The organism is Qipengyuania aestuarii (assembly GCF_019711535.1).
GTDB lineage: Bacteria > Pseudomonadota > Alphaproteobacteria > Sphingomonadales > Sphingomonadaceae > Qipengyuania > Qipengyuania aestuarii.
In genome coordinates this window covers 840,851-865,700 of sequence record NZ_JAIGNP010000002.1, presented here as the reverse complement: position 1 = coordinate 865,700, position 24,850 = coordinate 840,851, and the positions used below count along the sequence as shown (strand labels likewise).

Below are 24,850 nucleotides of genomic sequence, written 5' to 3'. Positions count from 1 at the left end.
CCCATGAGCAAAATTAAGGTGCTGTTCGTTTGCCTCGGCAACATTTGCCGTTCACCGTTGGCGGAGGCCGCTTTCCGTGCCGCTGCGCAGGATGCCGGGCTGGATGTAGAGGTCGAGAGCGCCGGGACGGCGAACTATCACGTGGGGGAGGCGCCCGATCCGCGCAGCATCGCCGAAGCGCGTAAGCACGACATCGACATTTCCGGTTACCGGGGCCGCCAGTTGCAGGCCGCCGATTTTCACGAATTCGACTATATTCTGGGTATGGACACGTCAAACATGGCCAATATTGCCGCGGTCGATCCGGGCGATGGCAAGGCTCATGTGGCGATGCTGCTCGACCTTGTCCCGGGCCAGCAGGGTCGAGAGGTCGCCGACCCCTGGTACGGTGGCCCGGAAGGCTTCACCACAACGTGGAACGAGGTGAAGGCCGGAGCAGACGCTCTTGTAGCGGTCCTGATAGATGAGAATAACTGACCGAGCATGAGTAACGACGACAAGCCTTCGCGCCATCGTTCGGTCCCGTCTTCGCGTATCGGACGGCTGGGCGGCTTCACGCGTCTCGCAGGAGGCGTTGCAGGCGGAATGCTGAGCGAAGGGGCGCGCCGCTTGGCGAGTGGCGAACGCCCCAGCATGGACCAGCTACTGCTGACGCCCGGTAACGTACGGCGGCTCACCGATCGGCTCGCCCATTTGCGCGGGGCGGCCATGAAACTGGGCCAGATGATTTCCATGGACGCCGGGGACGTCCTGCCTCCCGAGCTTTCCGACATCCTTTCCCGCTTGCGCGACCGCGCCGATTTCATGCCCCCGCGCCAGCTGGATAAGGTTTTGCAACAGGAGTGGGGCAAGGACTGGAGACGCAAGTTCCGCCGGTTCGAACCCCGCCCCATCGCCGCCGCTTCCATCGGTCAGGTTCATCGCGCCCTGACGCCTGATGGCCGGACACTCGCCATCAAGGTCCAATATCCCGGCGTTGCGCAAAGCATCGGTTCCGATGTCGACAATGTCGCTACTCTCTTGAAGCTGACGGGATTGCTCCCTCCCGAACTGGATATCGCGCCTCTTCTCGTGGCGGCGAAAGAACAGCTGCACGAAGAAGCCGATTACGAGCGCGAGGGGCAGATGATGACCCGTTTCGGAGAGTTGCTGGCCGACCAGCCGCAATTCGTCGTTCCCGCGCTCGACACTGATCTTACCACGCCGCGCATTTTGGCAATGAGTTACGAAGAAGGCTCTCCGATCGAGGCGCTTGCAGATGCCGAACAGGGTATCCGGGACGAAGTCTTTGCGCATCTCGTGGAACTGGTGGCGCGCGAACTGTTCGAAGCCCAACTGATGCAGACCGACCCGAATTTCGCCAATTATCGCTGGCAAGCATCCACGGGCCGTATCGTCCTCCTCGATTTTGGCGCCGCACGCGAAGTATCCGACACCATCTCGCAAGACTATCGACGCCTGCTGACAGCAGGATTGGCGGAGGATCGCGGAGCGGTCCTCGACGCCGCTATCGACGCGGGCTTCGTCAATCCCAAGGCGCTAGACCGCCATCCGCAAGCCATGCGGAAAGCGGTCGACATCGCGGTGACCCAAATGGCCCGGCCCGAGCCGCTGGACTTCGGTGACCGGGCCTTCGTGCCAGAGATCCGCGAAACGGTCATGCCGATCGCCCGCGATCGCGAAAGCTGGCACCTCCCTCCTGCAGAAACGCTTTTCGTGCAGCGCAAGGTCAGCGGGACGGCGCTGCTGGGCGCAAGGCTGAAGGCCCGGGTGGACGTGCGCGGGATCGTCCAGCGCGTATTGGAAAAGGCCCGGTGAGCGATGCGATCCACAAGGTGGTGCATCGCCTTACCGGCGCCGAGGTAACCGCACTGCGGCGATATCCCGGCGGCGACATTTCCGGAGCGAGCGAAATTCGCCTGGCAGACGGCCGAATGCTGGTCGCCAAACACGGTCCCGTAGTCGATATGGAGGGCCGGATGCTTCAGGCGATGAGCGAAAGCTCTGCCCCGGTTCCCGAAGTTCTGGGCTGCGAGGATGACGTTCTACTCATCGAATGCCTGCCCTCTGACGGATCGCTCTCCGGTGAAGCCTGGACAGCGCTAGCCCATGCCCTCACCTCCCTGCATGGGATAACGGGCGATAGCTATGGCTGGCCGGAAGATTACGCGCTTCGGCATGTCACGGTCGCGAACGACAGGTCGGATGACTGGCCATCCTTCTGGGCGCATAACCGCCTGCTGTGCCATGCGCCCCACCTGGATGCGGCAACAGGCAAGAGGCTGGAAGCCTTGTCATCCAATTTGGGCGACATGCTTCCGGTGAGACCACGTCCCGCGCTGCTTCACGGCGACATGTGGGGCGGAAACGTGCTTGTTTCCGGGAGCCATATCAGCGGACTTATCGATCCGTGTGCCTATTTCGGCCATGCGGAGGTCGATGCCGCCACGCTGACAGTGTTCGACAATCCGCCACCGGCGTTTTTCGAGCAGATGGCTTTCGAAGCGGGATGGGAAGATCGCCAGCCGGTCTACCGGCTATGGACCTGGCTGCTTCACGTCCGCCTTTTCGGGGGCAGTTACCTTTCCGCTGTGGAGAGAGAACTCGAAGCGCTCGGCTTCTAGCCCCCACGCAGGGTTTTCACACCGAAATCACGCTCAAACAGATAGAGCAGCGTGCGCGCCGCCTCGCCGCGCTTGCCTTCCAGTCCGCCATCGCGCTCCATAAGAAGCCGGGCATCGTCATGCGCTTTGGGCAGCAACTCCGTGATCTGCTCGAAGGTGGCGATAGAAAAGGGTGTATCACCCGACTGGCGCGTGCCGAGTAGTTCACCGCCGCCCCGCAATTTAAGATCTTCCTCGGCAAGCAGAAACCCGTCCTGGCTTTCCCGCATCAGCGCCAGTCTTTTTTGAGCAGTCTCGGAGAGCGTTTCGCCATGCAGCAGAACGCAAAAGCTCTTTTCGCTGCCACGCCCGACACGGCCCCGTAGCTGGTGCAGCTGGGCAAGGCCGAAGCGCTCTGCCTGCTCGATTACCATGAGCGTGGCATTGGGCACGTCGACCCCGACTTCGATCACTGTGGTCGCCACAAGCAGCCGCGCCTCGCCGCGCGCGAACCGCTCCATCGCAGCGTCCTTCTGCTCGGGTGCGAGCTGGCCGTGCACCATCACAACATCGTCGCCAAACCGCTCTTTCAAGGATGCATAGCGCGCTTCTGCGGCAGCGATCTCTTCGGGTCCATCCATCTCTCGGACCATGGGGCAAACCCAGAAAGCCTGGCGGCCCTCGGCAAATTGCGCGGCCAGCCGCTCGACCAGGACAGGAATGCGGTCCTGCCCCATCACCACCGTATCGATCGCCTGCCTTCCAGGCGGAAGTTCATCCAGCTTGCTGACGTCGAGCTCGCCATATTGGGCGAGCGTCAGCGTGCGGGGGATTGGCGTTGCGGTCATGGCGAGGACATGAGGTGCTCGCTTGCCCTTGCTCGCCAGCATCAGCCGCTGGCCGACGCCGAAGCGATGCTGCTCGTCGATCACGACCATGGCAAGATTGCGATAGGAAACCTTGTCCTGAAATATGGCGTGCGTACCCACCACGATGTCTATGCTGCCGTCGAGCAATCCCATCAGCGTGCCCTCGCGCGCTTTGCCCTTGTCCCGCCCGGTCAACAGCGCGACCTGCGCTCCGGTCGGTTCGGCCATCCTGCGCAGGCTTTCGTAATGCTGGCGGGCGAGGATTTCGGTTGGCGCGAGGAGTGCGGCCTGCGCCCCTGCCTCCACCGCAATCAGCATCGCTTCCAGTGCGACAACGGTCTTGCCCGCACCAACATCGCCCTGAAGCAGGCGAAGCATGGGGGCTTGCTGCGCCATATCGCCTTCGATTTCGGCGATTGAACGCTTCTGCGCGCCTGTCAGCGGAAATGGTAGATCCAGCTTGCCGCGATAGCTCCCGTCCCCTTGCAGGGCCTGGCCGCGGCGCCTGCGATTGTCAGCCCGCACCAGCAGCAGCGCCAGGCTGTTCGCCAGCAGCTCGTCATAGGCCAGGCGATCGCGGGCGGACTTGTCCTCGCCCTTGTGTGCCGCTTTCAGCGCGGCATGCCATTGGGGCCAGTCGGCTTTCGCAAGCTGAGCAGGTTCGATCCACTCGGTCAGCGTCGGCACCTTGGACAAAGCCTGCTCGACAAGACCGGAAAGGCGCGGCTGCGTCAGCCCTTCGGACAATCTGTAGACCGGTTCGCACAGCCGCTGTAGCGTATCGCCCCCTTCCTCGACCACATGATCCGGATGGACAATTTGGAGCATGTCGCCATAGCGTTCCAGCTTCCCCGCCACCCAGCGGGTTTCGCCAACGGGCAGCTGTTTCTTCGCGGTGTAGGATGCCCTGCCGAAATAGCTCAGCGCCAGGACATTGCCCACGCTGTCCTGCGCCAGAACACGGTAGGGCGCGCGCGGATTGCGGCTGCCGCGATGCTCGGTCACGGTCAGCTTGAGGACGATGTTTTCGCCCTCTCCGGCATCGTCGACCGCTTCGACGGCACGGCGCGAAACGAACCTTTCGGGCAGGTGATAGGCCACGTCCTTGATCCGCAGCAGGCCCAGCCGCGCAAGGGGCTTCTTCAGTTTCGGGCCGACGCCATCCAGCGTCTCGGCTTCGGCGAACAGGGGGTTGAGGACTTCGGGCCGCATGCTCGAGACCCTATAGCCGCTTGCGCGGGTTTGGCGAGTGCCCTACCCGTCCCTCATGCCTGAAATGCTTACCCCCGAAGGTCGCCTCGCCCGTTGCAAATTCCGCAGCTGGCACCGCGGCACGCGCGAAGCCGACTATATGATCGGCGGCTTCTTCGACCGTTATCACAAGGAATGGGGCACCGAAGAACTCGCATGGTTCGAGGCGCTGCTGGAAGAAGACGATGTCGACATCATGGCCTGGGCATTGAAGACACAGGCCACGCCGCCGCGTTTCCAGGGCGAACTGATCGAGAAGATGCAGGAACTCGATTACGTCGATATTCCTCGCTGAGGAAGAACAAGACGCATTGACGGGAACGGCGCAGGGCTTACGGCGCTGACGCTGTAATGCCCGATCTCTCCCGTATCCTGAAAGCCGAAAAGCAACTCACTCTCGCGCAGGTCGCGCGCGGCGCGCAGCCGCTCGTCATGGCCGATCTTGCGCGCGCCGGAAAAGGGCGGGCAGTCTTCATCGCGCCCGACGATGCGGCGATGCGAAGCGTGGCCGATGCTGCGAATTTCTTTGCGCCCGAGCTCGAGGTGATCGAATTCCCGGCATGGGATTCGCTGCCCTATGACCGCGCGAGCCCAGCGCTGAGCGTCAGCGCCAAACGCCTCGCGGCCTTGCATCGTCTGCAGACCGGCAAGGCGAAGGCGCAGCTGGTCGTTACAACGGCGAACGCGGTGCTCCAGCGCGTCCTGACGCCTTTCCGCATTCGCGAAAGCGTGCGCGAATTCAAGCCGAGAACGGAGATTGGGCGCGACAGCTTGTCGCTGCTGTTGCAGAAGCAGGGGTATAGCCGCACCGATACGGTGATCGACAAGGGCGAATACGCCATTCGCGGCTCGATCGTGGATGTCTTCCCCAGCGGTCTCGACGAGGCGCTGCGGCTCGATTTTTTCGGAGACGAGCTGGAAAGCCTGCGCAGCTTCGATCCGAATACCCAGATGAGCACCGGACGGCTCGACAATCATCTGCTCCTGCCGGCCAGCGAAGCTCTTCTAGACGAGGACAGCATCAAGCGTTTTCGCAGTCGGTATCGCGAGATGTTCGGCGCGAATGCGACGCAGGATCCGCTCTACGAAGCGGTCAGCGAAGGACGCCGTCTTGCAGGGATGGAGCACTGGCTGCCGCTGTTCGAAGACCGGCTTGTCACGCTGTTCGATCATCTCGACGATGGCGACGTGGTGGTCATCGATAATGCCAGCCTTGCTGCTGCGGACGAGCGTATCAAGGACGTCGCCGACTATTACGGCCAGCGCAAGGCAGCGAGCGGTCAGGCCAAGGGCAGCTACCGTCCGCTCAAACCCGACGCGCTGTATTTGACGGACGAGGAATTCAAATCCGGTCTGGCTGACGCCCCTGCCCATCGCGCGACCACTTTCGACGAGCCGGAAAGTGACACGGTCATCGATTTCGGCTTCCGTTCGGGCCGCGATTTCGCGCCTGAACGGGCGCGCGGGGACAATGTCTATCCCATCCTCGCCGATCACCTGAAAGCGCTGGGCAAGGCCGGCAAGAGACCGCTGCTGGCGGCCTATTCCACCGGCAGCCGCGCGCGTATCGCATCGATACTTTCGGAAGCCGGCGCGCCGGTGCAGCTGGCCGACAGCTGGCAGGAGGCGCTCGGGCTCTCCGCGAAGGGCAAGCCGGCCGCCATGGTGCTGCCGCTGGAAGCCAGTTTTGCCAATGACGAGATGGAGCTGCTCACCGAGCAGGACATTCTCGGCGACCGGCTGGTGCGCCGCAAGAAGAAGCGGAAGGACGCCGACGCCTTCCTCGCCGAATTGCAGGCGCTCGCCGTCGGCGATCTCATCGTCCATACAGAGCATGGCATCGGCAAGTATCTCGGCCTTGAACCGGTCAGCGTCGGCAAGTCGAAGCACGATTGCGTCCAGCTCGAATATAAGGGCGGCGACAAGCTTTTCATTCCGGTCGAGAATATCGATGTTCTGAGCCGCTACGGCTCTTCCGAAGAAGCGGTGATGCTCGATCGGCTGGGCGGCGAGGCATGGCAGAAGCGCCGAGCGCGCCTGAAAGAGCGCATCCAGGAAATTGCCGGCGAGCTCATGCAGGTGGCGGCCCAGCGCGCGCTCAGGAAAGCGCCGGTGCTGGAAGTGGACGAGCCTACCTACAACCAGTTCCTCGACCGTTTCCAATACGAGGAGACGGACGATCAGGACCGCGCGATTTCGGATGTCCTGTCCGATCTCGAAAGCGGCAAACCGATGGACCGACTGGTCTGCGGCGATGTGGGCTTCGGCAAGACCGAGGTCGCCCTGCGCGCCGCTTTCGTCGCGGCGATGAACGGCCAGCAGGTCGCCGTGGTCGCGCCCACAACTCTCCTCGCTCGGCAGCACTACGAGAATTTCAGCCAGCGTTTCTCCGGCTTTCCGCTGAAGGTCGGCCGCCTGTCCCGCCTGGTGTCGGCGAAGGAAACGAAAGAAACCCGCGAGGGTCTTGCCAGCGGAGATGTCGATATCGTCGTCGGCACCCATGCGATCCTCTCTAAACAGACCAAGTTCAAGGATCTGGGTCTTGTCATCGTGGACGAGGAACAGCGCTTTGGCGTGACGCACAAGGAGAAGCTCAAGCAGCTTCGGGCCGACGTGCACATGCTCACTCTCACCGCAACGCCCATCCCCCGCACTCTGCAGATGGCGATGACGGGTCTGCGCGAACTATCCACCATCCAGACCCCGCCGGTCGACCGCCTCGCCGTACGTACCTACGTGATGGAGTGGGACGATATGGTGATGCGCGAAGCGCTGCTTCGTGAACATCACCGCGGCGGTCAGAGCTTCATCGTCGTGCCGCGCATTTCCGACATGGAGCAGATTTCCGACTGGTTGCATGAGAACGTGCCCGAAGTGAAATTCGTTTCCGCCCACGGCCAGATGAGTGCGGGAGAAATCGAGGAGCGCATGAGCGCTTTCTACGAGGGCAAATACGATGTCCTTCTCGCCACCACGATCGTGGAAAGCGGCCTGGATTTGCCAAGCGCGAACACTATCATCATACACCGCGCCGATATCTTCGGCCTCGCCCAGCTTTATCAGCTGCGCGGACGCGTGGGGCGCTCCAAACTGCGTGCCTATGCCTATCTCACTTACGAGAAAGACGTTGCTCTGTCGGAAGTTGCAGAGAAGCGTCTCAAGGTACTGGGCGACCTCGACAGCCTCGGTGCAGGTTTCCAGCTTGCCAGCCACGATCTCGATATTCGCGGCGCCGGCAATCTGCTCGGCGACGAGCAGTCAGGCCATATCCGGGAGGTCGGCTTCGAACTCTACCAGTCGATGCTGGAAGACGCGATCCTGGCCGCCAAGGCTGGCGAACTGGGCTTGGAAGCCAAGAAGGAAACCGTCAGCCCGCAGATCACTGTCGATGCGCCGATCATGATCCCGGAAGACTACGTTCCCGATCTCGCAGTCCGCATGGCGCTCTATCGCCGCCTGAACGATGCGGAGAATCAGGGCGAAATCGAAGCGTTGGCCGCCGAGATGATCGACCGCTTCGGGCCGCTGCCCTCCGCCACTGAAAATCTCGTGCGGCTAATCCAGATCAAGCTTCAGGCGATGGAAGCCAACATTTCCAAGATCGACGTCGGCGCGGCGGGCACTCTGGTGACCTTCCACAATGACGATTTCGCGGATGGTCCTGGCTTGATCGCCTATGTCGATCGGCTGAAGGGAACTGCCAAACTGCGGCCGGATATGAAACTGGTCATCAGCCGGGCCTGGAATTCTCCCGAGAGCAGGCTCAATGGGCTCTTCCAGCTTACAAAGGGCCTATCTTCGATCGTGAGGAAATCGGGTAGACAAAAGAAAGCGCCGGTGTGAGTTACTGGTGAGCGACAAGCTCGGCGAATTGGGATTTCTGCACAGCGGCAGCACGCAGGAAGCCCTGATAATAGCTGCACCCTTCTGCCGCGATGAAGGCGCGTTGTTCTTCCGTCTCCACCCCCTCGACCAAGACCTTCAAATCGAGTGCCTTGGCCATCCCGATGATCGCGCGAAACACGGCCCGGTCGCGCCCATTCTCGATCACTCCTGCAAGCATGGAACGATCGAGTTTGAGAGAGTCGATGGGAAGCACTTTCAGATAATGAAAATTGCAGAAGCCGGCTCCGAAATCGTCAAGCGCGATTGAAACGCCCAGTTGCTTCAGCCTCTGCAGCATCCGGTCGACACGCTCTGTCTCGGCAACGAGAACATGCTCGGTTATCTCAAGGGTGATACGGGAGAGCGGAAAGCCGCTGCGCTTTGCCATGAGGGTGAAATCCGACGCGAAATTGTCGGCAGCCAGATCAGATGGTGTAATGTTGATGGAAAGCTGAAGGTCGGCCGGCCAGTCTCTGGCCTTCTCCAAGGCTCGCTCCGCGACGTGCCGCGACAGCTGCGCAACATGATCGGCACGCTCCGCAATCTGGAAGAGCATGTCTGCGCCGATCTCGCCGACAATCGAGTGCTGCCACCGCGCCAGCGCCTCGGCTCCGACTATCCTGTCGTCGGCCAAGGAAAATTGCGGTTGGAAAAGGATCTCGATTTCCTCTCGGTCGATCGCTGCAAGGAGATCGGCTTCGAGTTCGATATGAGTGCGGGCGACGGAATCCATCGCCCCGTCGGACCAGGCAATGCGCCGCCCGCTGCTCATGCGGAGACGCGCCGAAACCTCTGATAGCCGATCCAGCATGATGTCGACATCATCGCTCTCACCCCACTTCATGAGGGAGATCCGCGGCCACAGGCGCAGGCTGCTTTCGCCAGTCGGATTTGCTATCGGCGCCGCCAGCGCATCGGCCAATGCCTCGGCCAGCCACTGCCACCTGTCCACGCTCATCTCAGCCCGAGCGATAAGGAGGAAGTTCCCGCCAACCAGACGTGTAGCCAGCCAGGTGTCGCTTTCCAGCTCATCCCCTGCAAAATGCCGCATGCGCCGCGCGACCTCAACCAAGGCGAGGTCACCTGCAGTTTCACCGAACGCCACATTCACCGTATCGATGCGGCCGAGCGAGACGAGCATGGCATTGATCGGACACGGTCGCGCAGAGGCCCGCCATTCCTTGCGCCAGCCAGCAATGGTTTCGCGCAAATGCACCAAGCCACCAAGCCCGGTTAGTTCATCCGCCGTTTCGCGGTCTGCCTTGTAGGGGGTCGTCGCCATTTTGGTTCCGGTAGCATTGCACAGAGACCCACTCCAAAGAAAATGCGTCTTGTTGCCAAACGATACACCGATCCATAGGGGTGGGCCTGTATCGCCGTTCGGGGCGACAAGCACAGAACAGGGCGGCCATGCCGGAATTTCAGAAACTCGCGCTTCTCGTTTCCGACTCCGATCGTGCACGCGAAGCAGCAGAGGGCGTCTTCGAAAACCTGACCGACTGGGTGCCTATCGAAGAGGCAGAGGCTGTCGTCGTGATCGGCGGAGACGGATTCATGCTGCAAAGCCTGCATGCCATGCTCGACGAGGGCCGCATCCTGCCCGCTTATGGCGTGAATCTGGGTACGGTCGGCTTTCTGATGAACAAGAACCGTCAACCCGAAAAACTGCTTTCCCGTATCGCGCGGTCCAAGGCGCACAAAATCGCGCCACTTTCGATGCAGGCCGTCACAGAAGAAGGGGAAACGCACCGTTTTTGGGCGATCAATGAAGTGTCTCTGCTTCGTGAAACGCGGCAGACAGCAAAGCTCGAAGTCATGGTCGATGACAAGGTGAGGATCAAAGAACTGGTCTGTGATGGCGTCTTGCTGGCAACACCCGCCGGTTCGACTGCGTACAATCTCTCTGCCGATGGGCCGATCCTGCCACTGGATTCGCAGCTGCTGGCACTCACGCCCATTTCAGCCTTCCGCCCGCGCCGCTGGAAGGGCGCGATTTTACCCGATCGCAGCCGTGTCGCCATCAAGGTGATGGAGGCCGAAAAGCGTCCGGTTTCGGCGGTCGCCGACCAGCGCGAAATCCGCCATGTCGTGGAAGTTAAACTGGAAATAGCGCGGGAAAACGAGCTGACCCTGCTGTTCGATCCCGGTCATGCGCTGGACGAGCGGATCGTGTCCGAACAGTTCGTCTTCTGACTGCCAGGATGAATTGCCGGAATGCCAAAAAAAATCGAAAACCCCGCTTGCCAAACCTGAACGCCCCCCATATACGCGCGGCCTGCCTGACGGGCTGCTCCCCGATAGCTCAGCGGTAGAGTAGGTGACTGTTAATCACTTGGTCGTTGGTTCGAATCCAACTCGGGGAGCCACTTTCTTACATAGCGAAGAGTAGCCTTGCTCCCACCCATGCGGTGAGGGCTGCGGTACCCCAGCGTATCCAGCGCTGCGGAAGAACTTTGAGCGCCAGCAGGCTGCCGATCTGTCCCGCGACTGCGACTGCCACGATCAGAGGCAGGCCCACGTCGAAGGCGGCGAGAAAGCGCCCTTCTCCGCCCTTCATGATCTGGCCCGCGAGGCCGAAGAGCGAATTCACGAGAATGAACAGGCTGGCCGTCGCAGCGATGGCACGTGCTTCGTTCCAGCGCGTGAGATGCAGGAATGGCGCAAGGAATATCCCGCCGCCAATTCCCACCACGCCAGCAAGATAGCCCAGCGGAACAGCTACCACGGGCATAAACTTGGCGGCGCGTCCGGGTTTGCCCTCGCCAACTCCCAAAGGCAGCAGCATCGTTAGCGCGGTGACGACCAGGCTCGCACCCAGCAGGGTCAGAAATGTCATCTCGCCGACCGGTGTAAACCCGCCCAGGAAGGCTGCAGGCGCGGCGAGAGCCGTCAGAAGCAGCGCTCCCCGCCAAGGCAACACTCCTGCTCGGGCAAACCGCACCGTACTGCCCGCGACAACCACGATGTTGCAGGAAAGCGCAATGAGCGGCAGGATGCGATAGTCCACGCCCGATAGCGCCAGAAGGGCGTTATAGGTCGATCCCCCGCCAAAGCCGACGCTGGCGTAAAGCAGCGCTGTTAGGAAAAAGGCGGCGATGAGCCAAATCATGCTCTCGCCGCCTCCATCGTTATCTTGTCCACGTCAAACGGGGTCGATCAGGCCTTGGCGCGGATCGCCCCGTGACAATGCTTGTATTTGTTGCCCGAACCGCAGGGGCAAGGATCGTTGCGGCTGATCTCCATGTCGGCATAGGGATTTTCGGTCTCCGATCCGCCCGGCCCGACAGCTGCGCGCGCGCTGCCCGCTAATGCACCGAAAAGGGCTGCTCGCCTCTCTGATCCGTCACCATCGTTGGAGTTATCAAGACCGGTCAGCGGATCGATGTGTCCGGTCAGGAAATCCGGAAGATCGGGAAGGTCGACGGCGGGGAGCGGTGCCGGCTCAGCGAGCTGGATACGCAGCAATTTGGCCGTCACATCCTCGCGCAGCTTGTCGAGCATGCTTTCAAACAGCGCGAAAGCTTCCTGCTTGTATTCGTTCAGCGGCTGCTTCTGCGCATGGGCGCGCAATCCAACCACCTGGCGAAGCGCGTCGAGCGTGGAAAGGTGATCCTTCCACTGGTGATCGAGTTCCTGCAGCAGCAGGCTCTTTTCGACCCGGCGCCAGATGGACGGATCCGCCTGCGCGATCTTTTCGTCCATGCGGCGATCGGCTTCTTCGCGAATGCGTTCTTCGACAAGTTCCGGCTCGATTGCTTCTTCCTGAAGCCATTCTTCCATCGGGAAAGACATGCCAAACACTTCCTCGACCTTCGTCTTGAGGCCATCGAGGTCCCACTGCTCGGGATAGGAACCGGGCGGGCAATGTTCAGAGACCATGCCGTTGATGGCATCGTGCCGCATGTCGACCACGACATCGTCGACTGCCTCGCTATCCATGATTTCGGCGCGCTGTTCGTAGATGACCTTGCGCTGGTCGTTCATGACATCGTCGTATTGGACGACCTGCTTACGGATTTCGTAGTTCCGAGCCTCAACTTTCTTCTGCGCCGTCTCGATTGCCTTCGAAAGCCATTTGGAGCCGATGGCTTCTCCGTCCTCGAGGTTCGAATTCATCATGCGGGCAAACAGCGTGTCGGGCCCGAAGATCCGCAGAAGATCGTCTTCGAGACAGAGGTAGAAGCGGCTCAGACCGGGGTCACCCTGGCGCCCCGAGCGTCCGCGTAGCTGGTTGTCGATCCGGCGGCTTTCATGGCGTTCGGTTGCGAGGACAAACAAGCCACCCGCTTCAAGCACACGCTGTTTCTCAGCAGCGACATCTTCCTTGATCCGGGCAATGGCAGCGTCGCGTTCGGGGCCTTCGGGCATTTCTGAAAGCTCATCCTCCACGCGGAATTCAACGTTGCCGCCAAGCTGAATGTCGGTGCCGCGACCAGCCATGTTGGTAGCAATCGTGACTGCTCCGATACGGCCTGCCTGCGCCACGATATGTGCTTCGCGTTCGTGCTGGCGGGCATTCAGGATTTCGTGCTTCACCCCTTCCTTGTCGAGGAAGCTGGAGAGCAGTTCGCTCTTTTCGATCGATACGGTACCCACCAGCACAGGCTGACCGATCTCGTTCTTTTCCTTGATCGCCTTTGCGATGGCTTTGAACTTGTCGGCCGTGTTCTTGTAGAATTCGTCTTCTTCGTCGATGCGCTGGACGGGAACATTGGTCGGGATCTCGACCACGTTCATCTTGTAGATGTCCCAGAATTCAGCCGCTTCGGTAGCCGCCGTACCGGTCATGCCGGAAAGCTTGGGATACATGCGGAAATAGTTCTGGAAAGTGATCGATGCGAGCGTCTGGTTCTCCGGCTCGATCTTGACGCCTTCCTTGGCTTCCACCGCCTGATGCAAGCCGTTTGACCATCGCCGTCCGTCCATCATGCGGCCGGTAAATTCGTCGATGATGACGACCTTGCCTTCTTCGCCCATCGACCCGTCGGGCTGCATCTTCTTTTCGTATTTGACGATGTAATCGGTATCGCGCTTGAACATGATGTTCGCTTTGAGCGCCTGATCCAGGTGGTGGACGACCTGGGTGTTCTCGACGTCGTAGAGGTTGTCGGTTTCAAGAAGGCCTGCTTCCTTGAGCATCTCCTCGATCTTGTCGTTGCCGTCTTCGGTCCAGGTGATGTTCTTGGTTTTTTCGTCCGCTTCGTACCAGTCAGGTTCGATCTTCTTCACGATCGCATCGACCGTGACATACAGTTCGGACTTGTCTTCGGTGGGGCCCGAAATGATGAGCGGAGTACGGGCCTCGTCGATCAGGATGGAGTCCACCTCGTCGACGACGGCGAAGTTGAAGGGGCGCTGGACCATCTGGCCGCGCTCGTGCTTCATATTGTCGCGCAGGTAATCGAAGCCGAATTCATTGTTCGTGCCGTAGGTGATGTCCGCGCCATAGGCATCGCGGCGCTGCATTTCGCCCAGGTTCGGAACGATCACGCCGATCGTCAGGCCGAGGAACTGATGCAGCTGGCCCATCCATTCCGCGTCACGGCTGGCGAGATAGTCGTTCACGGTAACGACGTGAACGCCCTTGCCTTCGATGGCATTGAGATAGGTGGCAAGCGTTGCGACAAGGGTCTTGCCCTCACCCGTGCGCATCTCTGCGATCTCGCCGCGATGCAGCACGATACCGCCGATCATCTGGACATCGAAGTGACGCATGCCGAGCACGCGAACCGAAGCTTCCCTTACCGTCGCGAAGGCTTCCGGCAGGATGTCGTCCAGCGTCTTCCCATCGGCCAGCTGCTGGCGAAACTTGTCGGTCTGGGCGCGAAGTTCATCATCGCTGAGTGCCTGCAACTGCGGCTCGAGCGCGTTGATCTGATCGACGATCTTGCGGATGGAAGTGACGTAGCGATCGTTTGACGAGCCGAAGACGGCTTTCATGAGCGAATTGAGCATGGGTAGGCTGAGGCCTCGAATAGGATGTGATTATGTGGGAAAGCCCCGCGCGGATCATGAGCGCAGGGCGAGAGATTACAGAATATGCCGAGCGGCGTTATTCGAACGCGCGATCAGGGCCGAACATGACTGCAGGAATGTAGACGGTGACGGTTTCCTGCTTCTTGCAGGGCGTTACCTTTTCACCACGAAGCTTCTGCCGGAGCTGCTTCTGCGCGCAGGTGACTTGCGAGTCGTCCTTGTCGCTTTCCTGGCCGCTGGCCTGTTCCACGATCGACCCGACTGCGCTTTCCATGGCCGCCTGCGCAGGTGTGCCGAGAGCGGCAAGACCCGTCAGGAGTGCAAGGAAGGCGAGGAACTGTCGTACCATGGTTGGAGGACGAGATAGCGCAAAAGGTGCACGGTTTGAAGACGCAGTGATATTTTTTTGCGCCTGCGCACGGATATTGCGACATGCTCCGGTCAGGTATAGCGCGCGATCCATGGATCTTGAACCTTCTCCCCTCGCCCGCCCCTTCCCGGAACTGCCTCATGTCGAGGGCGTGACGCTCCGTGTCGCCCGGGCGCATTACAAAAAGTGGGACCGTGCCGATCTGACCTTCGCCGAACTGGACGAGGGAACCAGCGTGGCGGGCGTTTTCACCAAATCCGCCTGCGCATCGAGCGAGGTCGAACTGGGCCGAGAACAGGTCCGGCTTGGCCAAGCGCGCGCACTGATCGTCAACGCCGGCAATTCCAATGCCTTCACCGGCATGCGGGGCCGCGAAGCAGTGGAGCAGATCATGGCGCAGGTGGCGGAAGCGCTTGCCTGCGAACCGAGTGAAGTCTTTGTCTCCTCCACTGGCGTGATCGGAGTTCCTCTACCGAAGGACAAGGCACGCGAAGGTGTTGCCGCTGCATTGCAGGCGATACCCTGCGATTGGGAAGAGGCGGCGAGCGCCATCGGTACGACCGATACCTTTACGAAGGGCGCGTCCTCTTCGGCCATGATTTCGGGGCAGCGCGTTGAACTGGCGGGCATCATCAAGGGCAGCGGCATGATCGCTCCCGATATGGCCACCATGCTGGGCTACATCTTCACCGACGCTGCTGTCGACCCTGCTTTCCTGCAGGAAATGCTTACGAAGGCCAATGACAGCACCTTTTCGTGCATCACGGTCGATGGCGACACGTCGACCAGCGACACCGTCTTGGCTTTTGCCACCGGCAAGGCCGGAAATCAGCCTATCGCCTCCTGGGAGGACACAGGGGCAGACGCATTCTACGCCGCCCTCCTATCTGTCTGCCGCGACCTCGCGCATCTGGTGGTGCGCGACGGTGAAGGTGCGCAGAAATTCATCGAGGTGGCAGTTACCGGTGCCGACAGCGACGAGAGTGCCCGCAGGGTCGGCCTCGCCGTCGCGAATTCCCCCTTGGTGAAAACGGCCATTGCCGGCGGTGATGCCAATTGGGGCCGCGTGGTCATGGCCGTGGGCAAGGCGGGGGAACCGGCCGATCGGGACAGGCTATCGATCGGTTTTGGCGGCACCTGGGCGGCCCGGGACGGCCAGCCCCTCCCCGATTACGACGAAGCTCCGGTTGCCAAACATCTCGAAGGGCAGGAAATCCGCATCGACGTCGATCTTGGCTTGGGAGATGGTCGCGCCACCGTCTGGACCTGCGACCTCACGCATGGATACATTGCGATCAACGCGGATTATCGCTCGTGAACGCACTTGATCGGGAAATCCTTGCTCTGATGCAAAGGGTAACCGAAGCCGCGATCCTGCCGCGGTTCCGGAACCTTGCCGACGGTGATGTCGAGGACAAGGGCGGCAACGATCCGGTCACCATCGCGGACAAGGACTCGGAGAAGCTGCTGCGCGCAGGGCTCGTTAGCATCGACGGGACCATCGGCTTTGTTGGTGAAGAGGCCGCACATGAAGACCCTTCGGTGCTGGAGCAGCTTGAGGGCGCCTGCTGGATCGTCGATCCGATCGATGGCACGCGTAACTTCGCCGCCGGTAAACCGCCATTCGGGATCATCATCGCCCGCGCCGAAGGCGGGCTGGCCCAATCCGGCTGGCTTTACGACTGCCTGACCGGGCGTTTCTGCTATGCTCACCGCGGTGACGGGGCATTCGTCGATGGCGAAAAAATCGTCGCCCAGCCCACCGGCAAGACACCTCCGGTGGCGGCCATCTCGCTGCTTTTCATGGACGAGGCGCAGCGGGAGGCGACCAGACGCCATATTTCTCCCAATTACGAACTGGTCGACATCCCCTTCTGCGCCGCCGAGCAATATCCCCGCCTCGGCCTCGGTGAGAACGATGTCTCCATCTTCGAGCGGACCCTTTCATGGGACCATGCGGCAGGGGCCCTGTGGCTGGAAGAAGCAGGTGGCAAAGTGGCCCGGCCTGACGGCGCACCTTATCGTGTCGATGAATGGGATCGCAAAGGCCTGCTCGGCGCTTCATCGCCCCAGCTGTGGGAGGATCTGGCTGATCTCTACGCCGAATTATGACCCTGAACTGACAGGTGCGTGCGTCCGGTGGTGATCCGAAACGCTTTCCAATAGCGAGCCGTCGTCCTACCCTGCCTTGCCCCGACCAGAGAGGTTCGCTCGTGACACTTGGAAATGCGCCTTCCTCAAGCTCTGACGACCATCCCCGGATGGAAGAGGACCGTGACAACCCCGGACCGCCAGAGGCACCCGAAGAACGTTACGTCAATCGCGAATTGAGCTGGCTAAGCTTTAATCGCCGGGTTCTCGCCGAAAGCGAAAATACCGATTACCCTCTGCTCGAACGGCTGCGCTTCCTGTCGATTTCGGGCAGCAATCTCGATGAATTCACCATGGTCCGCATCGCCGGGCTGGAAGGTCAGGTCCAGCGGGGCATCGAGACCACGGCGATCGACGGACGCAGCCCGCGCCAGCAGCTCGACGCCATTCGCGAACAGGTATTGCAGCTGGAAGATCGCCAGCAGGAAAGCCTCGAATCGCTGCGCAGCCTTCTCGCGGAGGAGGGTATTATCGTAGCCTTGGTCGACGAGCTGCCGAAGGATAAGCAAACCTGGCTCGCAGAATATTTCGAAACCGACATTCTGCCGCTCATCACGCCGCAGGCAATTGATCCCTCGCACCCCTTTCCCTTTGTCGCGACGGGAGGAATGGGCGCGCTGTTTCGCCTGAAGCGCGGCAAGCGCAAGGGCGAATTGATCGAGATGGTGCTGATCCCCAGCGGTGTTCCGCGCTTCGTTCGCGTGCCCGGCGAACAGGCAATCTACGTCGCGATCGAACAGCTTGTGGCCCGGTTCGCCGACCAGATCTTCCCAGGCTTCAAAATCCTTGGAGACGGGGTGTTCCGGGTGCTGCGCGACAGCGATATGGAAGTCGAGGACGAGGCCGAAGATCTTGTCCGCTTCTTCCGCACCGCCATCCAGCGCCGCCGCCGCGGCCGTGCCGTTCTGCTCGAGCTGGACGACGAATGCGACGAAGTGGCCGAAGCATTGCTGCGTGATCAGTTCGACGTCGATGCCGCGATGATCGTGAAGACGGGCGGCATGCTGGGGCTGCGAGATCTGGATGCGATTTGTGCCGAACCGCGACCGGACCTGAAATTCCCACCCTTCTCTCCCCGCTATCCCGAACGCGTGCTGGCGCATGACGGCGATGTCTTCACCGCCATCCGCGAGAAAGACATGGTCATCCATCATCCCTACGAAAGCTTCGAGGTGGTGGTGGATTTCCTGCATCAGGCCGCAGTCGATCCGGCCGTGGTCTCGATCAAGCAGACCCTCTACCGCGCAGGCGACCAGTCGCCCGTGATCGCCGCACTGATCGAGGCAGCACAGAACGGCAAGGCAGTCACTGCCGTGGTCGAGTTGAAAGCCCGCTTCGACGAAGAGCGAAATATCCGCTGGGCGAAGGAGCTCGAGCGTGCCGGGGTCCAGGTGATCTATGGCTTTACCGAGTGGAAGACCCACGCCAAGGTCAGCCTCGTCGTGCGCCGCGAGGAAGACGGTTACCGCACCTACTGCCATTTTGGCACGGGCAATTATCATCCCGTTAATGCCAAGATCTACACCGATCTCAGCTATTTCACGGCCGATCAGGCGCTTGGGCGGGATGCGGCCAAGATGTTCAACTTCATCACCGGCTATATCGAACCGGACGAGCTGGAGCGCATCGCGATTTCTCCGCTGGGAATGCGCGAAAAGCTTTATGAACTTATCGACACGGAAATTGCCAATGCGAAAGCTGGCAAACCCTCTGGCATCTGGGTCAAGCTCAACTCGATCACCAATCGCGCGGTCATCGACAAATTGTACGAGGCCAGCGCGGCCGGTGTGCAAATCCGCATGGTAGTGCGCGGTATCTGTTCGCTACGGGCAGGGATCGCCGGCCTGAGCGAGAATATCAGCGTCAAATCCATTATCGGCCGGTTTCTGGAACATGGCCGCATGTGGGTCTTCGCCGATGGCAAGGAACTGCCCAGCCGGCAGGCCAAGGTCTATATTACCAGCGCCGATGCGATGGGCCGCAATCTGGACCGCCGGGTCGAAGTCATGGTGCCGGTGACGAACAAGACGGTGCACGACCAAATGCTAAAGCAGGTCATGCTGGCCAACATCCTTGATACCGAACGCAGCTGGTGCCTCGATTCCGATGGCCAATACAGGCGGATGGCCAGCGGCGAGAATGGCTTCAACTGCCACGAATATTTCATGTCCAATCCCTCCCTCTCCGGGCGGGGTTCGGCTCTTGAAAAGCATGATGTGCCGGACCTCAGCCTACCGGGAGAAGATGCGTGAACCGCTCCAAGACACGCAACCCGCAGTGGCAACGGCGGCTGATCCATCCTCCAAGGGCGGTCATCGACATCGGGTCGAACACGGTGCGCCTCGTTATTTACGCCGGAACGGGCAGAGCACCAGAGACTGTCTGGAACGAGAAGGTTTCGGCGCGGCTGGGGCGCGATCTTTCGGACAGCGGCCGCATTCCCGACGAAGCCGCCGATGAAGCACTGGCAGCGCTGGCGCGTTACGAACTGCTCGCGAGGGACCGCGGAATTGTCGACATCCAGACGGTCGCTACGGCGGCTGCCCGCGATGCCGAGAATGGCAGGGAGTTTCTCGACAAGGTCGCCGCACTCGGCCTCGAACCTCGCCTTCTGAGCGAGGAAGAGGAAGCATTCGCATCAGCCTATGGCGTAATCGGGGCTTTTCCCGGTGCCGAAGGAATAAGCGCAGACCTTGGCGGCGGCAGTCTCGAGCTGGTGTCGCTCGGTGACGGTAGGTGTCACGAAGCGGTGAGCCTGCCGTTCGGGACCCTCCGCCTCCCCGCCTTGCGCACGGCCGATCCCAGCCTCGACAGCACCATTCACGACCGTCTGGATCAAATTCCCTGGGTGAAGAGACAGTCCGGGCCGCTTTACATGATCGGCGGCACGTGGCGCGCGCTTGCTCATTACGCGATGGTCGAAGCAGACTATCCACTCACCGATCCACACGGCTTCATGCTTTCGGTCAGTGAAGCCCGACAGCACGCGCGCACTCTCGTCGACGCTGATGCCGACGAACTGGTGAAGATATCGGGCATCAGTCAGATGCGCGCCGAATATCTTCCGGACGCTGCTGCCATGCTCCTCCCCCTGCTGGATGTCATTGAACCGGACCACCTCGTTTTCTCCAGCTGGGGGATACGCGAAGGGCTGCTCTATTCACGCCTTTCGGACCTTCAATGTGCGCTCGACCCGCTTCTCGCCGGCGTCCACGCCTTTGCGGAACCGCGTGATGCACCGGTGGTCGATGCCGCCCGTGTCGTGGGCTGGACGGTCGATCTCGCCAATGGAAAGGGCAAGCGCAACGAACGCCTCAGGCTCGCAGCAGCCCAGCTCGCCGCCGCCCTTCAGAGGGTGGAACCCAATTTGAGGCTCACGCACGCGACCGAATGGTCGCTCGACAAGAGGTGGATCGATTGTTCGCCGCGCGACCGTGCAATGATGTGCGCCGCCTTGTTCGGCAGCCTTGGTCGAACCGAATTGCCCGGCAAGCTGGAATTGCTGGCCGATGGCGACGACTTGCGCGAAGGTCTGACCTGGGGCCTCGGATTTCGGCTCGCACGCAGGCTCGGCGCGGGGGCGCGCACCGCACTCAGTTTCAGCAAACTCCGGCTCAAGAAGAAGTCGCTGGTGCTCTATCTCGACGAAAGCCGGGCAGCACTGGCAACCTATCCGCTAACCCGCGATCTCGACATTCTCGCAGAATGGCTGGGCCGTACCGCCAAGATCAAGATCGGCGAATTCAACTTCACCGACACGATCGAGGAAGAGGAAGAAGAATAGTTCTCAGGGAGCGGTGGCAGGAGCTGCCAGCGGGAAGAAGGGAATGCGCACTTCGAAAGGCGCACCGTCTTCGCGGTGGAAGGTGTAAAAGCCTTCCATCGAACCGCGCGGCGTATCGAGCGGACAGCCGGACACGTAATCGTGGCTTCCGCCGGGCTCCAGCATGGGCTGTTCGCCCACCACCCCTTCGCCATCGACATGCGTGACCATCCCGTCGCCGTCCGTGATGCGCCAGTGACGGGTAATCAGCTGCACCCGTTCATGCGAGGCGTTTTCGATGCGGATGTGATAAACCCAGAACCATTTCTCCGCCTCGGGCTGGCTCTGTTCGGGCAGGAAATTCACCGCGACGCGAACGGTAATACCGTCGGTCATGGCACTGTGTTGAAAGAGTTCCTTGATCACATCCTCAACCTAATGGGTCAGGTCGTCCGCGCAAGGGCAGTGCGTTTATTCGGCGCAATTAAACTTCGTTAACCAATCTATGTCAGACAATTCTAAGTGCCACATGCGACTTTGTGTCAACAAAAGGGCTCTTTAGATGATTTTCGCGTTTATCAACAGAATGATAGCCGATCAGGACGGTGAAGGCCGAATCGAGTTGATGCTCGCTGCACAAGTCGTGATTGCGGCCTTGGCGTTCTGAAGTCGGGCCTCCGGCGCAACGGGTAAAACCCCCAGCGCCTCCATAAATTTCCATGCGATCAGCCCTATCCTCAGATAGGCTCAATCTGCACGGTTTCGATTTGCGCAGGCCCAAGCGCAACCCCCAGCAATCCTAGGCTCGCTTCGTAGAGAGGCTTGATCTCAGCAGCGCGTGTTTTGATCGCTGCGCATCAACGCATTCCCCCGTTTTATCGCAGCAAGTGCCATGACATCGGTCGCCCGCCTCCTGTTTCATGCAGGATAAATCTCTGCAGGGGTGGACATCACACGCTTCTTTTGCAACTCATTCTCAATAGCACCACATCCGAGTGAGGAGATAGCATGGCACACAGCAATGATTCGGCTTCCCTGGAGATCCCCTTGCCCGCGCGCCGGCATGAGACTTTAGGTCTGGTGATCTTTCGCCGCATGGCTGCCCACGGTCTTCACGATGCCCGCGCGACCATGCTCGCGCTGGATGTCGGCGGCCAGAATTTCCGCCGCATGCTCATCTTGTCGCGGGCGCTGGTGGTCGATCTGGCGCGCGCCTCGCGCAGGCGCATCGTGCTCGCGCCGTGCTGCGCTACCGGAATGACGCGTGACGAAGGCTTGCTCATGGAATTGATCAAGGGCGGCGGACTGGATGTCTATGCGGCACTGACCGACGATGCGAGCTGCGCCGCCGGGCTCACAACCGCCCATGCCTATGGCGAGGAACTGGATCAGGTCGCGCGCCGTAATGGCTGGCGCCACTAGAAGCCGGCGGCTTCCAACGCCTGTCCAAGATCTTCCTTCAGATCCTCAATGTCTTCCAGCCCGACATTGATGCGGAGCAGACCCTGCGTGACGCCCATCGCTTCGCGTTCTTCATCCGTCATCCCAGCGTGGGTGGTGCTGGCCGGATGGCACATCAGGGTCCGGGCATCGCCGATGTTGTTCGAAATATCGGCGAGCTCCAGCGCGTCGAGGATGGCGAATGCTTTCTCGCGGCTCTCGACGTCGAACGCAAAGACCGGACCGGTCGCGGTCATCTGCTCCATCGCCAGGCTGTGGCGCGGATGGCTCTCGAGCCCGGGATGCAGCATACGCGGAACGCGCGGCTCGATGAATTTGCCCAGCGCGACGGCATTTTCGCTCTGGCGATGCGCGCGCAGGCCAAGCGTCTCCAACCCCTTGTGAACCACCCAGGCATTGAAAGGCGAGATATTCGGGCCGGTATTGCGCTGGAACGGCAGCAGCACTTCGTCGACCCATTCCTGCGATCCGCAAATCGCGCCGGCCAGAACCCTGCCCTGCCCGTCCATCAGCTTGGTCGCCGAATAGGCCACCACATCGGCACCGAAGTCCATCGGTCGCTGAAGCGCGCTGGTCGCGAATGCATTGTCGACCACGGTGACGATGCCGCGCGATTTCGCCAGGGAGCAAACATGCTTGAGATCGACCACATCGAGCGTCGGATTGGCCGGAGTCTCGAAGAAGAACACCTTGGTGTTGGGCCGGATTGCGGCCTCCCACGCAGCATTGTCCGCGCTGTCGACGACCGTCGTCTCGATGCCGAAACGCGGGAGGAGATGGTCTAGCAACCAGCGGCAGGATCCGAACGCAGCCCGCGCCCCGACCACGTGATCGCCGGCAGATAGCTGGCACAGCAAAGCGGTGGTCATGGCCGCCATTCCGCTTGCCTGCGCGCGGCATGCCTCAGCCCCCTCCATGAGCGCGATGCGTTCTTCGAGCATGGCCACGGTGGGGTTCTGCAGACGCGAATAGGTCATGCCTTGCGCTTCACCGGCAAACCGGTCCGCCACCGTCTGGGCATCGTCATAGGTGTAACCAGAGGTGAGGAACAGCGCTTCGCTGGTCTCTCCATGCTCGCTCCGCCAGGTGCCGCCGCGCACGGCCTGCGTTGCGGGGCGCCAGTTGCGAGTGATCGAGCGGTCGGTTCCGGTGGTCTTCTTCATGCTGCGCGCGATAGCACGGCGCGAGTGCGCGGCAAGCAAAGGCTGTTGTCAGCGCCGAAACGCTCGCTTAATCGACGCGGCGCATGAACCGCGCACCCGAGCAACCGATTGATCCGATCCGCTGGTGCATGGCGGTGGCTTTAGCCTTCTGGGCGCTGGTGCTCTGGAACATCGCCATTCCAAGCCAGCCCTATTTCGACGAGGTCCATTATCTGCCCGCGGCAAGGGACCTGCTGGTCCTCGGCGAATTCTCCAATCGCGAACATCCGCTGGTGGGCAAGGAACTCATCGCCCTGGGCATCGGCCTGTTCGGCGACAATCCGTGGGGCTGGCGTTTCATGTCTTCGCTGGCTGGCGCGCTCGCGCTGTTCGCCATCATGCGGGCCGTCTGGTTCGGGACGTGCAGCCGCTACACCACGATTGCAGCAGGCCTGCTGGTGGCGAGCGGGTTTCACCTCTTCGTCCATTCGCGCATCGCGATGCTCGACGTGTTCATGGTCTCGGCACTGGCGGTTGCGTTCTGGCAACTGGCCGCGGCCATGCGCGAGCCGGAGACCGGCAGGCGCAGGCTGATCGCTGCGGGCATCTCGCTGGGCCTCGCGATGGGGGCGAAGTGGAATGCCGCGGTGCTGGCCGCAGTGCCCGGCCTCGGCTTTCTCGTGCTGCGGTGGTTTGCCGGGCGCCGCCGCCTGCTCCTCAGCCGCCGTGGAATGCCGGTGCCGGGAATGACCTTGCTGGAAGCGTTCGTCTGGCTGGGCCTCCTGCCGCTCGCCATCTACTGGCTCACATTCCTGCCCGGCTATTTCTTCACGGTGAACCCGATCAGCGACGGCATCGTTCAGCACCACCGCCTGATGCTGGACCTGCAGACGCAGGTTCTGCGCACCCATCCCTATCAATCGAACTGGCCCGACTGGGTGCTGAACTGGCGCGCCATCTGGTATCTTTATGAACCGGTGGACGGGGCGCAGCGCGGGGTCATCCTGATCGGCAATCCGCTCACCATGGTTCTGGGCCTTGGCGCTCTTGCTTGGTCGACATGGCAGGGGGTGACGCGTAAAGCCCCCGCGCATGGAGCCGTAGCCCTGCTTTATGCGATCAGCTTGGGCTTCTGGATTTTTGCCGCTAAGCCGGTGCAGTTCTATTATCACTACTTTCTGCCCAGCACCTTCCTGCTGGTCTCGCTGGCGCTAACGCTCGAAGATCTGCGGCAGGCGGGCTGGAAATGGACCGCCAATCTGGTTCTGGCAGCCAGCCTCGCGCTTTTTGCGTTTTATTATGTCGTACTGGCCGCAGAGCCGCTGGTCGAGCCCGACAGTTTTCACCGCTGGACCTGGCTGCAAAGCTGGATCTGACCG

At 61.0% G+C, this 24,850-nt stretch carries 19 protein-coding genes and 1 tRNA gene; 13 read left to right on the top strand and 7 right to left on the bottom strand.

Translation table 11 applies throughout. The features are described 5' to 3' along the window. Nucleotides 1-3 precede the first annotated feature (3 nt). From K3175_RS09340 to K3175_RS09330, 3 genes are read left to right on the top strand one after another with little or no spacing between them, the layout of a single operon-like run. The gene (locus tag K3175_RS09340; protein WP_221543069.1) at nt 4-477 is read left to right on the top strand and encodes a low molecular weight protein-tyrosine-phosphatase; all 474 of its coding nucleotides are present in this window, start codon (nt 4-6) and stop codon (nt 475-477) included. A 6-nt stretch (nt 478-483) separates the two neighbouring features. Next, on the top strand, nt 484-1,818 hold the full coding sequence (locus K3175_RS09335) for an ABC1 kinase family protein (RefSeq protein WP_221543068.1): 1,335 nt from the start codon (nt 484-486) through the stop codon (nt 1,816-1,818). Beyond that, on the top strand, nt 1,815-2,624 hold the full coding sequence (locus tag K3175_RS09330) for a fructosamine kinase family protein (RefSeq protein WP_221543067.1): 810 nt from the start codon (nt 1,815-1,817) through the stop codon (nt 2,622-2,624). The genes K3175_RS09335 and K3175_RS09330 overlap by 4 nt, the downstream gene beginning before the upstream one ends. Here K3175_RS09330 and recG read toward each other — a convergent pair. Beyond that, nucleotides 2,621-4,684, bottom strand: coding sequence for an ATP-dependent DNA helicase RecG (gene recG, locus K3175_RS09325; protein WP_221543066.1), 2,064 nt, complete (start codon nt 4,682-4,684; stop codon nt 2,621-2,623). The two genes, K3175_RS09330 and recG, sit on opposite strands and share 4 nt — an antisense overlap. Nucleotides 4,685-4,739: 55 nt before the next feature. Between recG and K3175_RS09320 the strand changes: the two genes are divergently transcribed. Together K3175_RS09320 and mfd are read left to right on the top strand one after the other, a co-directional pair. Further along, complete coding sequence (locus K3175_RS09320; protein WP_221543065.1) at nt 4,740-5,018, top strand: FAD assembly factor SdhE; 279 nt, start codon at nt 4,740-4,742, stop codon at nt 5,016-5,018. Between the two features lie 56 nt (nt 5,019-5,074). Next, nucleotides 5,075-8,566 (top strand): transcription-repair coupling factor, encoded by a 3,492-nt coding sequence (mfd, locus tag K3175_RS09315; protein WP_221543064.1) that lies wholly within the window; start codon nt 5,075-5,077, stop codon nt 8,564-8,566. A gap of 1 nt (nt 8,567) precedes the next feature. On the opposite strand, the gene K3175_RS09310 is transcribed toward mfd, so the two are convergent. After that, complete coding sequence (locus tag K3175_RS09310; RefSeq protein WP_221543063.1) at nt 8,568-9,890, bottom strand: GGDEF domain-containing phosphodiesterase; 1,323 nt, start codon at nt 9,888-9,890, stop codon at nt 8,568-8,570. A gap of 128 nt (nt 9,891-10,018) precedes the next feature. On the opposite strand from K3175_RS09310, the gene K3175_RS09305 reads away from it, so the two are divergent. Next, on the top strand, nt 10,019-10,801 hold the full coding sequence (locus K3175_RS09305; RefSeq protein ID WP_221543062.1) for an NAD kinase: 783 nt from the start codon (nt 10,019-10,021) through the stop codon (nt 10,799-10,801). A 98-nt stretch (nt 10,802-10,899) separates the two neighbouring features. Beyond that, nucleotides 10,900-10,974: transfer RNA gene (locus K3175_RS09300), tRNA-Asn, on the top strand. 5 nt (nt 10,975-10,979) lie between these two features. Here K3175_RS09300 and K3175_RS09295 read toward each other — a convergent pair. The 3 genes from K3175_RS09295 to K3175_RS09285 all read right to left on the bottom strand — a co-directional run bounded on the left by K3175_RS09295 (nt 10,980) and on the right by K3175_RS09285 (nt 14,933). Then, on the bottom strand, nt 10,980-11,717 hold the full coding sequence (locus tag K3175_RS09295; RefSeq protein ID WP_221543061.1) for a sulfite exporter TauE/SafE family protein: 738 nt from the start codon (nt 11,715-11,717) through the stop codon (nt 10,980-10,982). Nucleotides 11,718-11,764: 47 nt separating this feature from the next. Beyond that, nucleotides 11,765-14,563, bottom strand: a complete 2,799-nt coding sequence (secA, locus tag K3175_RS09290) for a preprotein translocase subunit SecA (RefSeq protein WP_221543060.1) — start codon at nt 14,561-14,563, stop codon at nt 11,765-11,767. Nucleotides 14,564-14,660: 97 nt separating this feature from the next. Then, nucleotides 14,661-14,933 (bottom strand): hypothetical protein, encoded by a 273-nt coding sequence (locus K3175_RS09285; RefSeq protein WP_221543059.1) that lies wholly within the window; start codon nt 14,931-14,933, stop codon nt 14,661-14,663. 112 nt (nt 14,934-15,045) lie between these two features. Here K3175_RS09285 and argJ point away from each other — a divergent pair, with 112 nt between their 5' ends. The 4 genes from argJ to K3175_RS09265 all read left to right on the top strand — a co-directional run bounded on the left by argJ (nt 15,046) and on the right by K3175_RS09265 (nt 20,889). After that, a complete protein-coding gene (argJ, locus tag K3175_RS09280) occupies nt 15,046-16,272 on the top strand; it encodes a bifunctional glutamate N-acetyltransferase/amino-acid acetyltransferase ArgJ (RefSeq protein WP_221543058.1) in 1,227 nt (408 codons plus the stop codon). Nucleotides 16,273-16,301: 29 nt separating this feature from the next. Beyond that, the gene (locus K3175_RS09275) at nt 16,302-17,066 is read left to right on the top strand and encodes an inositol monophosphatase family protein (RefSeq protein WP_221543057.1); all 765 of its coding nucleotides are present in this window, start codon (nt 16,302-16,304) and stop codon (nt 17,064-17,066) included. Nucleotides 17,067-17,215: 149 nt separating this feature from the next. Next, nucleotides 17,216-19,357 (top strand): RNA degradosome polyphosphate kinase, encoded by a 2,142-nt coding sequence (locus K3175_RS09270; protein WP_221543056.1) that lies wholly within the window; start codon nt 17,216-17,218, stop codon nt 19,355-19,357. Next, nucleotides 19,354-20,889 carry a Ppx/GppA phosphatase family protein gene (locus K3175_RS09265; RefSeq protein WP_221543055.1) on the top strand — a complete coding sequence of 512 codons (1,536 nt, stop codon included), beginning with the start codon at nt 19,354-19,356 and terminating at the stop codon, nt 20,887-20,889. The genes K3175_RS09270 and K3175_RS09265 overlap by 4 nt, the downstream gene beginning before the upstream one ends. Before the next feature lie 3 nt (nt 20,890-20,892). On the opposite strand, the gene apaG is transcribed toward K3175_RS09265, so the two are convergent. Further along, nucleotides 20,893-21,291: a Co2+/Mg2+ efflux protein ApaG gene (gene apaG, locus K3175_RS09260; protein WP_221543205.1), complete on the bottom strand. Its 399-nt coding sequence runs from the start codon at nt 21,289-21,291 to the stop codon at nt 20,893-20,895. 585 nt (nt 21,292-21,876) lie between these two features. On the opposite strand from apaG, the gene K3175_RS09255 reads away from it, so the two are divergent. Continuing rightward, nucleotides 21,877-22,290 (top strand): DUF6628 family protein, encoded by a 414-nt coding sequence (locus K3175_RS09255; RefSeq protein WP_221543054.1) that lies wholly within the window; start codon nt 21,877-21,879, stop codon nt 22,288-22,290. Here K3175_RS09255 and K3175_RS09250 read toward each other — a convergent pair. Next, entirely contained in the window at nt 22,287-23,492 is a 1,206-nt protein-coding gene (locus K3175_RS09250; protein ID WP_221543053.1) for a trans-sulfuration enzyme family protein, read from the bottom strand. The genes K3175_RS09255 and K3175_RS09250 overlap by 4 nt on opposite strands. Before the next feature lie 83 nt (nt 23,493-23,575). Between K3175_RS09250 and K3175_RS09245 the strand changes: the two genes are divergently transcribed. Continuing rightward, entirely contained in the window at nt 23,576-24,847 is a 1,272-nt protein-coding gene (locus K3175_RS09245) for a phospholipid carrier-dependent glycosyltransferase (protein ID WP_221543052.1), read from the top strand. The last annotated feature ends 3 nt before the right edge of the window (nt 24,848-24,850 follow it).